The following is a 14,113-nucleotide window of genomic DNA, read 5'->3' as shown; positions in this document are numbered from 1 at the left end:
TCCGATTTCTACTAGGGGAAGGGGCGCCTTGCGTGTTCCTTCCTTTGAAATGGAATCCGGCTTTTATCTTACTTACTGGAGGTAACCAGGTTTGGAACAGCCCAAGTTTAAACGGATCGTGCTGAAGCTCAGCGGAGAAGCGCTGGCTGGCCAACAGGGGTTCGGAATCGATTCCCAGACCATCATTTCCATTGCAGAACAAGTCAAGAGTGTTCATGAGCTCGGCGTTGAGGTTGCCATTGTATGCGGCGGCGGCAACATCTGGCGCGGAATAGCCGGAAGCCAAAAAGGCATTGATCGAGCTACTGCCGATTACATGGGAATGCTCGCCACGGTCATGAACTCCCTTGCCCTGCAGGATGCGCTTGAAAACGCCGGTGTGCCTACCCGTGTCCAAACCTCCATCTCCATGCAGCAAATCGCCGAGCCTTACATTCGCAGACGGGCCATCCGCCATCTGGAAAAGGGCCGCGTCGTCATTTTTGCAGCTGGTACCGGGAATCCGTACTTCTCCACCGATACGACGGCCGCTCTGCGCGCCGCTGAAATCGAAGCGGAAGTCATCCTGATGGCCAAGAACAAGGTGGACGGCGTTTATTCTGCGGATCCATTTAAGGACGAAACGGCAATCAAGTATGAATCCCTGACTTATCTGGAGGTCATCAGCAACAACCTCGGAGTCATGGATACCACCGCATCCTCGCTCTGCATGGACAACAACATCCCGCTGATCGTCTTCTCCATCACGGAAGAAGGCAACATCAAGCGTGTGGTAGTGGGCGAGAAAATCGGAACTATCGTAAAAGGGAGTGTCGAGTAATGCCAGCATCCGTGAAGAAAAACGCGGAAGACCGCATGGAAAAGGCCATGGCCGCCCTCAAGCGGGAAATGGCCAGCCTCCGGGCCGGACGCGCTTCCGCATCCCTCCTGGATCGAGTTCAAGTGGAGTATTACGGTTCGATGACCCCGCTGAACCAAATGGCGGGAGTCACGACCCCCGATTCCCGCACCCTGCTGATTCAGCCTTGGGACAAATCGGTCATCGGAGCCATTGAGAAGGCGATCCTCAAGTCAGAGCTCGGCCTGAATCCTTCGAATGACGGAACCGTGATTCGGATCGTCATTCCGGCGCTGACGGAAGAACGCCGTGCCGAATTGGCGAAGATGACCCGCAAATACGGGGAAGATGCCAAGGTGGCGGTTCGGAACATTCGCCGTGATGCCAACGACGAAGTCAAGAAGCTGGAAAAGACGGACGGGATTTCGGAAGACGAAACCCGCCGCCATCAGGATGATATCCAAAAGCTGACGGATCGCTACATCGTCGAAGTGGATAAAATCCTCGCCGCCAAAGAAAAAGAAATCATGGAAGTGTAACAGCAGAAAGCGGCAGTGCCCCATTCAGTTTCATAGTGAGCGAAGAGGCGTTTTTGAGTCCCGGCCAGCCGGGTGAGAAAACGCCTCTTTCTGAATGGAGACAAGACGGCTGCTTCTTACGCGGCCTGCGTTGGAGGTTATTATGGCCTGGTTATGGAAAAAGTCAAAACCCGAAGCGAACGCGCTTTCGCCTCTGGATCGGGATAACATTCCGCAGCATGTGGCAGTGATCATGGACGGGAACGGCCGCTGGGCCAAGCAGCGCGGTCTGCCGCGCGTGGCGGGTCATCATGCCGGAATGAAGGCCGTGAAACGGATCACCATTGCCGCGGATGAGCTGGGCGTGAAGACCTTGACGATGTATGCCTTTTCCACTGAGAACTGGACTCGTCCGCGTGAGGAAGTCGATTACTTGATGAGGCTTCCCTCTGAGTTTCTTGCCATTGAGCTTCAGGAGCTCATCGAGAAGAACGTTCAGGTGCGCATGACGGGGTGGAGAGAAGGCTTGCCCGCGCATACCTTGGCCGCCCTTGATCAAGCGGAGGCGGATACCCGGCACAATACCGGCCTCATCCTTAATTTTGCTTTGAACTATGGATCGCGAAGAGAAATTCTGGAGGCCGTCAAAACCGTTGCACGGGAAGCGGAGGCCGGAACCCTCGATCTCGACAAGCTGGACGAGGAGACGTTCACGAAGAAGCTGCTTACGGCGGATTTACCAGATCCCGATCTCCTGATCCGAACAAGCGGAGAAATTCGGTTGAGCAACTTTATGCTGTGGCAATCCGCCTACACCGAATTTTGGTTCTCCAATCGGTATTGGCCGGATTTCGGCAAGGAAGACTTTGAAGAAGCGGTTCGGGAATACCAACGTCGAACCCGCCGCTACGGCGGTTTAAAGTGACGGAAGGGAGTCTATGACTCATGCGTACGCGCATCATTACCGGTGTCGTGGCCGGCGCCGCGTTCATCGGTCTTCTCCTTCTGGGAGGTTATGCTTACAGCGCCCTCATCGCGCTTATGGCACTCATTGGCTATGATGAATTGGTTCGAATGAATAAAATGAAGCGTTTTGGTGCGGCAGCCCTTTGCGGATATGCCGGCTTGGTGTTAGTTCTCGCTCCTTCATTTGATCTCGGGAGCAAGTGGACCGAAGTCGTGACCCAGGAGAGATTGGTTTGGTTCCTGCTCTTTGCTCTCTTGGCTGTGACCGTTTTCTCCAAGAACAAAACAACCATCGATCAAGCGGCCTATCTCTTTTTGGGCACGATCTACTTGGGCATCGGTTTCTTCTATATGATGGAAACCCGAGTGGAGGGAGAGCATGGCCTCTTCTGGACGCTTTTTGTTTTTCTCGCCATCTGGGCTTCGGATGCCGGAGCTTATTTCACCGGTAGTCTGATCGGCAAAGCCAAACTGTGGACGCTCACCAAGCTGTGGCCGGCCATCAGCCCCAACAAGACAGTTGAAGGGGCGGTCGGAGGTATTCTGCTCGCAGTGGTCGTGGCCATCTCGTTTCATTTTGCCAAGCCGGAGCTCGTTTCCCTGGGGCATGCGATTGCCTTAGGTGTAGTGATCGCAATCGTTGGAACGCTTGGAGACTTGATGCAATCCGCCTACAAGCGCGTCAAAGGGGTGAAGGACTCCGGAACCTTGCTTCCGGGACACGGAGGGATCCTAGATCGCACGGACAGCTGGCTGATCGTATTCCCGTTCCTGCACCTGATCGGACTTTTGTGAGGTGATCGTCATGAAAAAACTTGCCATTCTCGGCTCAACCGGCTCCATCGGAACGCAAGCCCTCGATGTAGTGGCCCATGATCCCGAACGCTACCAGGTGGAAGCCCTCGCAGCAGGGAACAATGTCGAGCGATTAGAAGAGCAGATTCGCCGGTTTCGTCCGAAACTTGTGTCCGTACATAGCAAGGAAGCGGCTGACAAGCTTCGCTTGCGCGTGGATTCGTCGGTAAAAGTCCTTTACGGCGCAGAAGGGTTGATGGAGACGGCAGCAAGCACCGATGCGGATCTCGTGATTACCTCCGTAGTCGGAAGCATGGGCCTGGAGCCGACGCTTGCTGCTATCCGCGCAGGCAAGGACATCGGACTCGCGAACAAAGAAACGCTCGTCAGCGCAGGACATCTGGTGACCGAGGCTGCACGGAAGCAAGGCATCCAACTGATGCCCATCGACAGCGAGCATTCCGCCATCTTCCAATGCTTGAACGGAGAACCTCGCCAAGCGGTGCGGAAGCTGATCATTACCGCCTCCGGCGGCTCCTTCCGGGATCGCACCCGCGAGCAGCTCCGAGGTGTCACGGTAGAAGAGGCTTTGAAGCACCCCAACTGGTCGATGGGAGCGAAGATTACCATCGATTCGGCTACCATGGTGAACAAAGGGCTTGAAGTGATCGAAGCCCACTGGCTGTTTGATATGGAGTATGATCAAATTGAGGTGCTGCTGCACCCTGAGAGTATCATCCATTCCATGGTCGAGTTCCAAGACAACAGCGTTATCGCGCAATTGGGGAATCCCGATATGCGTGTGCCGATTCAATACGCGCTCACGTACCCGGAGCGGTTCCCGACTCCCACGACGCCGCTGAACCTTGCCCAGATTGGCAAGCTCCACTTCCGCGAGATGGACGAGGAACGCTATCCCTGTCTGCGTTTCGCCTACGAGTGCGGACGAGCCGGAGGATCGCTGTCCACGGCCTTCAATGCAGCGAATGAAGTGGCTGTCGCTCGTTTTCTCCGCGGAGAAATCTCGTTCCTCGGCATTGAGGATGTGATTGCCTCGACGCTCGAGAAGCACAAGCGGGTGGCGAATCCGTCTCTCGAAGAAATACTGGCTGTTGATGCGGAAGCGCGGAAGATGGCGAACGATGTAGCAGAGCGGATGTAAGTCTGCTTCACAGAAGCAACGGTACAGACGATCCTTGCGAGCCGTTGCTCGCAGCAGGGAAGAGGCATAGCTCGGCCCTGGCCTGCATACGGTTAGAGCATTCGCGCTCACCCCATGCGCTAACTTGTCTAGTGTTCGGTAGTCGTGGTACTCTTAGGAAATGAATCCGTAACCGCGTGCTGCCTGCACGCGCCGGAAGAAGTCTGCGGCAAGGAGGGCAGAAGCCCATGAATTCCATTCAAATTGCGTTCCAGATTGTGCTGATGTTTTTCGTTCTGGTGTCTTTGCATGAGTTCGGACATCTGTACTTTGCGAAGCGTGCGGGCATTCTGGTAAGAGAATTTGCAATCGGCTTTGGCCCCAAGATTTTTTCGTACAAACGCGGGGAAACTCGCTATACGCTGCGACTGCTTCCCATTGGCGGTTTTGCGCGGATGGCAGGAGAAGACCCCGAGATTCTGCAAGTGGCGACCGGGCAGACCGTCGGTGTTCGGTTGAAGGACGGCCAGGTTACCGAGCTTCACACCGACCGCTTTGAACGGCTGCCGAATCTCCTGGTCGGAGAGATTGAGGATTTCGATCTGGAGGACGGCTTATTCCTCGTCCTGTCGATTGACGGGGAAAGCCACCGCTTCCCTGTTTACCCGAAGGCTGACATCATCAGCCAAGGCAAAGAGACGCAGATTGCTCCCAAGGATCGGCAATTTGGCAGCAAGACGGTGTTCCAGCGGTTCCTGACCATCCTGGCCGGGCCGGTGATGAACGTGCTGCTCGCGTTTCTCCTGTTCCTGATCTATGCCTTTTCCGCCGGTGTCCCTACCAACATCAAGCTGGGAACCATCGAAGCGGGAAGCCCTGCGGCCCAAGCCGATTTGAAGAAGGGCGACGTCATCCTGTCCGTGAACGGCGAAGCCATTGGCCGCGACGGGGACCGATTGGTCGAACTGATTCAAGCCTCGCCAGGAAAGCCGGTTCTCCTCATTGTGAACCGCGGCGGGGAGCAGTTGCAGAAGGAAGTCACGCCGGTGCAGATGGGCGAGACGATTCGCATCGGAACCGCCCTTGGTTATGAAACGCGCCGCACCCAGTTTGGGGAAGCGGTCACGGGGGCATGGAAAGACATGACCTTCATGACCGAGCAGATTCTGATGAGCTTCAAGAAGCTGATCGTCGGCGATTTCAAGATGGACGACCTGGCCGGACCGGTGGGAACCGTCAAGTTTACCGCTGAGATCGCATCCGCCGGCGTTGCGCCGATGGTGCGTTGGTCGGCTCTGCTCAGCCTGTATCTTGCGATCTTCAACCTGTTGCCCATTCCGGCTCTTGATGGAAGCCGGCTCGTATTCCTGATCGTCGAAGCCCTGCGCGGCAAGCCGATCGATCCGAACCGCGAGAGCCTCGTGCATTTCATCGGTTTTGCGATGCTGATGCTGCTCATGATTGCCGTGACGTACAACGATATCCTGCGATTGTTCCAAGGGTAACGACGTCCGGCTCATCTGATAAAAGATCTTAAATCCTTGGTAGAGCGCCTTCCTCCATAAGGAAGGCCCTCACCTTGGTCGGAGGTAACCATGTCGAAGGATAAAGAAAAGCAATTCGTTAAAGAAATCACCCCGCAGAGCGAGGATTTCTCCCGCTGGTACATCGATGTCATCAAGAAGGCCGACCTGATGAGCTATTCACCGGTTCGCGGCTGCATCGTGTTCAAGCCGGACAGCTATGAAATCTGGGAGCTCTGTCAGAAGCACCTGGATGCTCGATTCAAGGAGACCGGTCACCGCAACGCCTACTTCCCGCTCTTTATCCCCGAGAGCTTCTTCCAAAAAGAGAAGGAGCACGTAGAGGGCTTTAACCCCGAGCTTCCCTGGGTAACCGAAGCCGGAGGCGAGAAGCTGGAAGAGCGCCTCGCCATTCGGCCGACGTCTGAGACGATGATCGGGCATATGTATTCCGAGTGGATCAATTCCTATCGTGACCTTCCGATGCTCATCAACCAATGGGCAAACGTGGTTCGCTGGGAAAAGCGGACGCAGCCGTTCCTTCGCACGAGCGAGTTTCTCTGGCAGGAAGGGCATACCGCTCATGAAGACGAAGCGGATGCTCGCCGGGAAACGATGCAGATGCTGGAGATTTATCGGGAATTCGTGGAAGGAGTTCTCGCCATTCCGGTCATCATGGGCCAGAAAACTCCTTCGGAGAAATTCGCCGGTGCTGTGGATACCTACTCCATCGAAGCGATGATGAAGGACGGCAAAGCCGTTCAAGCAGGAACGTCCCATTACCTGGGAACGAACTTCGCCGTTGCTTTTGATATCAAGTACCTGAACCGCGAAAACACCCACACCTTCTGTCACACGACCTCATGGGGCGTCAGCACCCGTCTGATCGGCGCTTTGATCATGGTGCATGGCGATGACCGAGGCCTCGTGTTGCCTCCGAAGGTGGCTCCAACCCAAGTGGTGATGATCCCGGTTGGCCCGCCGAAGCTGAGAGAGCCGGTCGTGGCTCGCGTGAAGGAGCTGAACGAGGCTCTTCGCCAAGCGGGTGTTCGCAGCAAGGTGGACGACGATACGAACCAAAGCCCCGGCTGGAAGTTCAATGAATACGAAATGCGAGGCATTCCGCTTCGTATTGAGATCGGGCCGCGCGACATGGAGAGCGGACAAGCGGTAATCGTCTCCCGCGTCACGGGCGAAAAGAAGATTGTCACTCAAGAGAACCTGACCGCAGAAGTCCAAGCGATGCTGGAGCAGGTTCATCAAGATATGTTCGAGAAGGCGAAGCAGTTCCGGGAAGAACACTTCACGTCCGTTGACACGATGGACGAGCTGAATCGCTTCCTGGAAGAAACGAAGGGCTTTGCTTACGCCGGCTGGTGCGGCTCCAACGCCTGCGAAGAACAGGTCAAGGAAGAGACAGGGGCAACGAGCCGGAACATTCCGTTCGAGCCTGCGGTCACCAAGACCACCTGTGTCTGCTGTGGAGAAGCTGCCAAGCACACCGTTGTTTTCGGACGCGCTTATTAAGACAAGGAAGGCCGTGTTCCCGTTTTGGGAGCACGGCTCTTTTGCATATTCATAGACAACCGCCTATTGGCGGACTCAACGGTTGCTTGAGTGGAGATAGAATCGCGAGAAAACAAGGGTTCGAAACACTCAACGAACGCTTGATAGCTTGCCCGGCAGATTGGTTATATGCTGGGGACATTCCACGAGAAAGGGAGAAATCGCCATGTTTGATATGGGGAAAGTTGGACAAGCCATCGGAGAGCTGCGCAAGAAGGCGAATATGACTCAGATGGAATTGGCGGATCGGCTGGGGATCAGCTATCAAGCGGTAAGCAATTGGGAGAGAGGGCAGTCGATGCCCGACATCTCCAAGCTGGCAGATTTGGCTGGTATTCTCGGTGTAAGTGTAGACGCTCTGCTCGGAGAAACACCGAAATCCGAGCTGCTGCACAGCGCGTTGGAAAATCGGATGGAGGCTTATCTGGAGACCCATTCGGTCAGCAACGAAGAAGTGGCGGAGTTGGCGCCTATCTTAAAACCTCGGCAGACAGAGCTTGCGGCAGCACGGTTGATGAAGGAATCCAGCCTGGAGGATCTGGCCGAGCTTGCCCCTTATCTAAGCAGGGAAACTTTGGACCAGTTGGCCGCTGCATCGGCAACCGCAGGGAACACAGACGGGATTGATGAATTAGCACCTTACCTGAGCCGAGAGGTTCTCGGGACTATTGCGATAGGTATGCAGGAGAGAGGAGAGGATGTGGAGGATCTCCTGCCGTATCTGGATCGGGCCGCAGTGGATCGTCTCTTCCTGGAGGGAGTTCGAAGAGAAGGGGATTTGGAGGAGCTAGCCCCTTTTACCAGCAAGGAAGCTTTGTTGCTGGGAGCTTTGCAGATTTTGAAAACCGGTGACTTGAGCGACATTGAGGACCTGCTGCCTTTTCTCGGAAAAGAGCAGTTGGCCATGATAGCGGAAGCTGCCTACGAGAAGGAAGGCCTGGAGGAGTTGGAGGAATTATTTCCGTTTTTGGACAAAGACGTTCTCGTCCGCTTGGCAGTGGATACCATGGAAAAGCACGGCATCGAAGCGCTCGAACCGATCCTGCCCTTTCTGCCAAGAGGAGCTTTGGACGAGCATTTGCGAAGTATCTTCGGCTTGAAGTAATCGATTCTCTCAACGAACGATTGATAGACATTTCAGGGACTTGCCCGCTAGGATGGAGCCATTCCCATGGAAAGGATGAGATGAGATGTTTGATATGAGACGAGTGGGGCAGACGATCAATGAAATGCGCAAAAAAGCGGACATGACCCAAATGGAACTGGCGGATCGGCTGGGGATCAGCTATCAAGCCGTGAGCAATTGGGAAAGAGGAACTTCGATGCCGGATATCTCCAAGCTGCCGGAGCTTGCAGAGCTGTTCGGAGTGAGCGTGGATGCGTTGTTAGGAAACGACCCGTCCTCTGGCCTGCTTCAAAGTGTACTGGAAAACAAGGTAGAGACGTACCTGTCGGCCCATGAGATCGGGGTGGAGGAAGTGGCAGAGCTCGCACCGATCTTGAAGCCTGCACAGACGCAGGAAGTTGTGGATCGGATGGGAGTTCCTCAGCGATTGTCTGACCTGGTGCCGCTCGCTCCGTTCCTCGGTCGTGAAATCCTTGATCCGCTTGTAGAACAAGCGGCTGCAGAGGGAGATTATGACGGGCTGGTGGGGATCGCCCCCTTTGTCAGCCGATCCGTATTGGACCGGCTGGCAGAATCAGCGGTTGGCCAAACAGAAAGGCTACGGCAGCTTCATGCTCTGGCTCCATTTATCAGCCGTGGGGTGTTGGATGGGCTAGCGATACGACTGATGGAAACCGGGTATCCGAAGGATGTGATTCCTCTCGCTCCCTTCGTAAGTCGGCCGGTAATGGATCAGCTGGCGGAAAGTGCTGCCGAGCGGGCAAGTTTCGTTCATTTGGAGGGGATCGCTCCCTTTGTCAGCAGAGAAGTTCTGGATCGATTGGCCCTTGATTCAGTAAGAAAGGGTTACCGTCAAGAACTTGTTGCCCTTGCGCCTTTTCTCAGTCGGGAAGCGCTTGACCAGTTGGCAGAACTGGCGATGGCGAACGGAGACTATGTTCATTTGGCTGGTCTTGCTCCTTTCTTGAGCCAAAGAACGCTGGCCGAGTTGGCAGCGCCGCTAACTTTGCGATCCCAAGCTTACCCGATTTTCAACCAAGCTTCCAAATAGAATCTTCTTTTTTCAAGTGGTAGAAAGGGAGTCAATCCGCTACAATAGAAAGAGCACGGGGATGGACCGGCGTGAACGGGTCCGTTCCTTTGCTCTTTCTTTGTTCGAACGATAAGCAAAGCAGAGGTGATCCGATTGAGCAGTTTGGCGGACAAGAGAACCCGCTTCGAGCAGCTGATGCAGTTTGCCGAAGTTCCGCAGGACGTGGTGGCGTCTTATTTCGCCGACGGCTATATCGAGCAGGTCGAGGTGAACGAAGGGAACAAGGCCTGGACCATCCATCTGATGAAGGAGCGATTGGTTCCGGCGGACGTTTACCGTTCCTTTTGCCGCATGATCCAGGAGAAGATTCAGCCGATCGCCAAGGTTCGTTTCATTATAAGATATGGAGAAAGTTGCCCGACCGAGCAATTGGTGGAAGAGTACTGGAGCATGCTGATTGAATGGGTGCAGAGGGAAGAAGTGTCCATCAACGGCTGGTTGACCAAGGCGAAGATGGAAGCGGCAGGCTCGCGCATTACGCTGCACCTTCTTGATCGCATCGGGTTGGACCTCGCTCGCAAAAAGCAGCTGGACCAGCTTATCATTCGCTTTTTCCGCGATTTTTTCGGCCAGGAGTGCCAGGTCACGCTTGTTATGTCCGAAAACCGGGAGCAGGAGCTGGAGCAGTTCGCCAAGCAGATTGAAGAAGAAGGCAACAGCGTCGTGCAGGAAATCTTCACCTCCATCGAAAAGGAAAACGAGAGCGGGAAGCAGGCAGAAGCGGAAATCAAGCTTATGCTCGGCTATGAGATCCGGGATACCCCGGTGCCGATTCAAACCATCCAGGATGTCGAGAAGAAGATTACGATTCAAGGGATGGTGTTTAATCTTGATTCCCGCGAGCTGAAGAACGGGAACACGCTGTTTATGTTCAACCTGACGGACTTTACCGATTCGATCATGGTCAAAGCGTTCGCCCGCAACAAGGATGATGCGAAGATTTACGGGCTGCTCGCGAACGGCAAGTGGATTCGCACTCGAGGGAAGGTGGAATACGATACGTTCAGCCAACCGCCGGAATTGATGTTCATCCCGTCGGATTTGTGCGAAGTAAGCGCACCCCCGGCGCGTAAGGATGAAGCATCGAAGAAGCGCGTCGAGTTCCACCTTCACACGGCCATGAGTACGATGGATGGCATTACCCCGATAGATGAATACATCAAGACCGCGGCCAAATGGGGAATGAAAGCGATAGCGGTGACCGACCACAGTACCGTTCAAGCCTACCCGGAAGCTGGCAAGGCGGCGAAGAAGCACGGCATCAAGGTGATTTATGGAGTCGAAGCCAATGTTGTGAACGACTCGGTTCCGATCGTCATGCAGCCCGATGATCGCTCCCTCACCGAGACAGACTATATCGTATTTGATATCGAAACCACGGGGCTGTCCGTGGTGAACAACAAGATCATTGAAATCGCCGGAGTCAAAATGCGCGGTGACCAGGTCATCGATCGATTCTCGACCTTTATCGATCCGCATGAGAACATTCCGTACAACATTACGCAGCTCACCAACATCACCAACGAAATGGTGCAGGGAGCTCCGGAGCTCGTTGAGATACTTCCGAAGTTTGTTGAGTTTGTGGGAGACAGCGTCATCGTGGCGCACAATGCTACCTTCGACATGGGCTTCATTCAACTAAATCTTAAGCAGCTCGGTTTACCGACACTGCCCAACCCCGTCCTCGATACATTGGAGTTGGCCCGCTTTCTGTACCCGGACATGAAGAACCACCGGCTGAACACCTTGTCTGCGAAGTTCAAGATCAGCCTGGAAAACCATCACCGAGCCATCGACGATGCGGAGGCGCTTGGCGGCATTCTGCACGGCATGCTGAAGGATGCGGTACAGGAGCGTGGATTCACGCGTCTGTCCGCTCTCAATGACAATGTCGGCAAGGACCTGTCCAACCAGCGGCCCTTCCACTGCAACATTTATGCGCGCACTCAGGCGGGCAAGAAAAACCTGTACAAGCTCATCTCGCTGTCGCATACCGAGCACTTTAACCGGGTTCCGACGATCCCGCGCACCCGTTTGAAGGAGTACCGCGAGGGGCTCATGATTATCTCCGGCTGTGAGAAGGGCGAGCTCTTCGAAACTGTGTTGAATAAATCGCGCGATGAAGCGGAGCGTGTAGCCGAGTTCTACGATGTGCTGGAAATCCAGCCGATCGAGATGTACCTCCACCTTGTGGATAAGGGACTCGTCGGCAGCAAGCTCGATTTGGAAAAGGCCGTCCGCACGATCTGCGAGATCGGCTATAAGCAGGGCAAGCCTGTCATTGCAACCGGAAATGTTCACTACTTGGACCCCCGCGATAAGATATGCCGGGACATTACCATTAACGGGATTACCGGCTTCAGTCCGCTCAAGGATCAGCGCAAGCCGGATGCGCATTTCCGTACCACTGACGAAATGCTGGAGGAGTTTGCTTTCCTTGGAGCGGAAAAGGCGCGGGAAGTTGTTGTAGAAGCGACGGATCGCCTTGCCGACGAGTTCGAAGAGATCAGCCTGTTTCCACGCAAGGGGGGGCCAACCGACAACGGCCTGTTTTCCCCGATCATCGAAGGGGCCGAGGAAGAGATTCGCGATACGTGCTATTCGACAGCACGAGCCCTCTATGGGGAGCCGATTCCCGAGATTGTCACGGCTCGGCTTGAGAAGGAACTGAAGCCGATCATCGGCTACGGTTTCGCGGCGAACTACCTCATCTCCGAACGGCTCGTCAAGAAGTCGAATGCCGACGGGTACCTGGTCGGCTCGCGGGGATCGGTCGGCTCGTCCTTTGTCGCAACCATGCTCGGCATCTCGGAAGTGAACCCGCTTCCGCCGCACTACGTGTGTCCGTCCTGCAAACACAGTGAATTCTTCACAGACGGCAGCGTGCCATCCGGATTCGATCTTCCCGATAAGAGCTGCCCCACCTGCGGGGAGAAGCTGCGCGGGGAAGGGCAAGATATTCCGTTCGAAACGTTCCTCGGATTCAAGGGAGACAAGGTGCCTGATATCGACTTGAATTTCTCCGGGGAATATCAGCCGGTGGCACACAACTTCACGAAGATCATGTTCGGGGAGAAAAACGTCTTCCGTGCGGGCACCATCGGTACCGTTGCCGAGAAAACCGCCTTTGGCTATACCAAGAAATACGAAGAGCATATGGGCAAATCGTGGCGCAAAGCTGAAGTGGAACGGCTCGCCATGGGCTGTACCGGCGTGCGCCGCAGTACCGGCCAGCACCCCGGCGGTATTGTCGTGGTGCCGGACTACATCGATGTCGAGGATGTCACCCCGGTGCAATATCCGGCTGACGACACGAGCGCGGACTGGATGACGACGCACTTCGATTACCACTCCTTCGAAGAGAACCTGCTCAAGCTCGATATTCTCGGGCACGATGATCCGACGATGATGCGGATGCTTCAGGACTTGACCGGAGTCGACCCGACGACGATCCCGATGAACGACCCCAAAGTCATGAGCCTCTTCAGCTCGACCGAGGCGCTCGGGGTTAAGCCCGAGCAAATTCGAACGCCTGTCGCTACCTACGGGGTGCCCGAGATGGGAACTGGCTTTGTTCGTCAGATGCTGCAGGAGACGCATCCGACCACCTTTGCCGACTTGCTGCAGATCTCCGGGCTGTCGCACGGAACGGGTGTTTGGCTTGGCAATGCGCAGGAGCTTATCCGTCGGGGCGTCTGTACGATCAAGACGGTTATCGGCTGCCGAGATGACATCATGCTTTATTTGATCTACAAAGCCGGTATGGATGCAGGGCTTGCATTCAAAATCACGGAAAGCGTTCGGAAGGGTAAAGGACTCAGCGAGGAATGGAAAGACGAAATGCGCAAATGCAACGTTCCGGCCTGGTACATCGATTCCTGCGAACGCATCAAGTACATGTTCCCGAAGGCGCATGCTTCGGCGTACGTCATCTCTGCCGTTCGTACAGCCTATTACAAGCTGTATCATCCCATTGCTTACTATGCGACCTATTACTCCGTTCGGGCGGAGGACTTCGATATCGAGCTGTTCTGCCAAGGCTATGATGCGATCCTGAAGAAGCTGATTGAGATCGAAAACAAAGGCTTCCAAGCCGTTCCGAAGGAAAAGGCGATGTGTCCGGTTCTGGAAATGGGCCTCGAAATGACGGCGCGCGGGTTCAAGTTCAAGCCGCTCGACCTCTATCGCTCGCACGCGACGAAGTTCCTGGTCGACGGTGATTCCTTGATTCCTCCATTCTCCGCGATTGCGGGCATCGGGGAAAACGCCGCCAAGCAGATTGCTGCTGCGAAGGAAGAAGGAGACTTCCTTTCCGTAGAAGACTTCCAGCGTCGGGCCAAAGCATCGAAGACCGTCATTGAACTCCTCACGACCTTGGGCTGCTTCCGCGGGCTTCCGGAGTCGAATCAGCTTTCTCTTTTCTAAAGCTGCAACGGGTTCGCGAACGCATTAACCCGGAAGGGATACACTTTGGCTACAACCAATTTCTCCGGGGGAAATGTAAAGGTTTCTTGCTTTACGGCTATTGTAAGGGTACACCGGTTATG

10 protein-coding genes are annotated in these 14,113 nt (G+C 54.9%); all 10 read left to right on the top strand.

Annotation, left to right across the window (positions count from 1 at the left end; translation table 11 throughout):
* Nucleotides 1-91: 91 nt before the first annotated feature.
* Nucleotides 92-820: a UMP kinase gene (pyrH, locus tag AAFN83_RS06425; RefSeq protein ID WP_347767981.1), complete on the top strand. Its 729-nt coding sequence runs from the start codon at nucleotides 92-94 to the stop codon at nucleotides 818-820.
* On the top strand, nucleotides 820-1,377 hold the full coding sequence (frr, locus tag AAFN83_RS06420; RefSeq protein ID WP_347767980.1) for a ribosome recycling factor: 558 nt from the start codon (nucleotides 820-822) through the stop codon (nucleotides 1,375-1,377). Before pyrH ends, frr begins: the two co-directional genes overlap by 1 nt.
* Before the next feature lie 142 nt (nucleotides 1,378-1,519).
* Entirely contained in the window at nucleotides 1,520-2,281 is a 762-nt protein-coding gene (locus AAFN83_RS06415; protein WP_347767979.1) for an isoprenyl transferase, read from the top strand.
* A 20-nt stretch (nucleotides 2,282-2,301) separates the two neighbouring features.
* On the top strand, nucleotides 2,302-3,117 hold the full coding sequence (locus tag AAFN83_RS06410; protein ID WP_347767978.1) for a phosphatidate cytidylyltransferase: 816 nt from the start codon (nucleotides 2,302-2,304) through the stop codon (nucleotides 3,115-3,117).
* Between the two features lie 10 nt (nucleotides 3,118-3,127).
* Nucleotides 3,128-4,279 (top strand): 1-deoxy-D-xylulose-5-phosphate reductoisomerase, encoded by a 1,152-nt coding sequence (locus tag AAFN83_RS06405; protein ID WP_347767977.1) that lies wholly within the window; start codon nucleotides 3,128-3,130, stop codon nucleotides 4,277-4,279.
* A gap of 227 nt (nucleotides 4,280-4,506) precedes the next feature.
* A complete protein-coding gene (gene rseP / locus AAFN83_RS06400) occupies nucleotides 4,507-5,763 on the top strand; it encodes an RIP metalloprotease RseP (RefSeq protein WP_347767975.1) in 1,257 nt (418 codons plus the stop codon).
* A 90-nt stretch (nucleotides 5,764-5,853) separates the two neighbouring features.
* Nucleotides 5,854-7,308 (top strand): proline--tRNA ligase, encoded by a 1,455-nt coding sequence (gene proS, locus AAFN83_RS06395; RefSeq protein ID WP_347767973.1) that lies wholly within the window; start codon nucleotides 5,854-5,856, stop codon nucleotides 7,306-7,308.
* A 205-nt stretch (nucleotides 7,309-7,513) separates the two neighbouring features.
* On the top strand, nucleotides 7,514-8,452 hold the full coding sequence (locus tag AAFN83_RS06390) for a helix-turn-helix domain-containing protein (protein ID WP_347767972.1): 939 nt from the start codon (nucleotides 7,514-7,516) through the stop codon (nucleotides 8,450-8,452).
* A gap of 85 nt (nucleotides 8,453-8,537) precedes the next feature.
* Nucleotides 8,538-9,524, top strand: a complete 987-nt coding sequence (locus AAFN83_RS06385) for a helix-turn-helix domain-containing protein (protein ID WP_347767970.1) — start codon at nucleotides 8,538-8,540, stop codon at nucleotides 9,522-9,524.
* 135 nt (nucleotides 9,525-9,659) lie between these two features.
* The gene (locus AAFN83_RS06380; protein WP_347767969.1) at nucleotides 9,660-13,991 is read left to right on the top strand and encodes a PolC-type DNA polymerase III; all 4,332 of its coding nucleotides are present in this window, start codon (nucleotides 9,660-9,662) and stop codon (nucleotides 13,989-13,991) included.
* Nucleotides 13,992-14,113 lie beyond the last annotated feature (122 nt).

Source organism: Gorillibacterium sp. CAU 1737 (genome assembly GCF_039888655.1).
Classification (GTDB): domain Bacteria; phylum Bacillota; class Bacilli; order Paenibacillales; family NBRC-103111; genus Gorillibacterium.
This window is presented reverse-complemented; position numbering and strand designations above follow the sequence as displayed.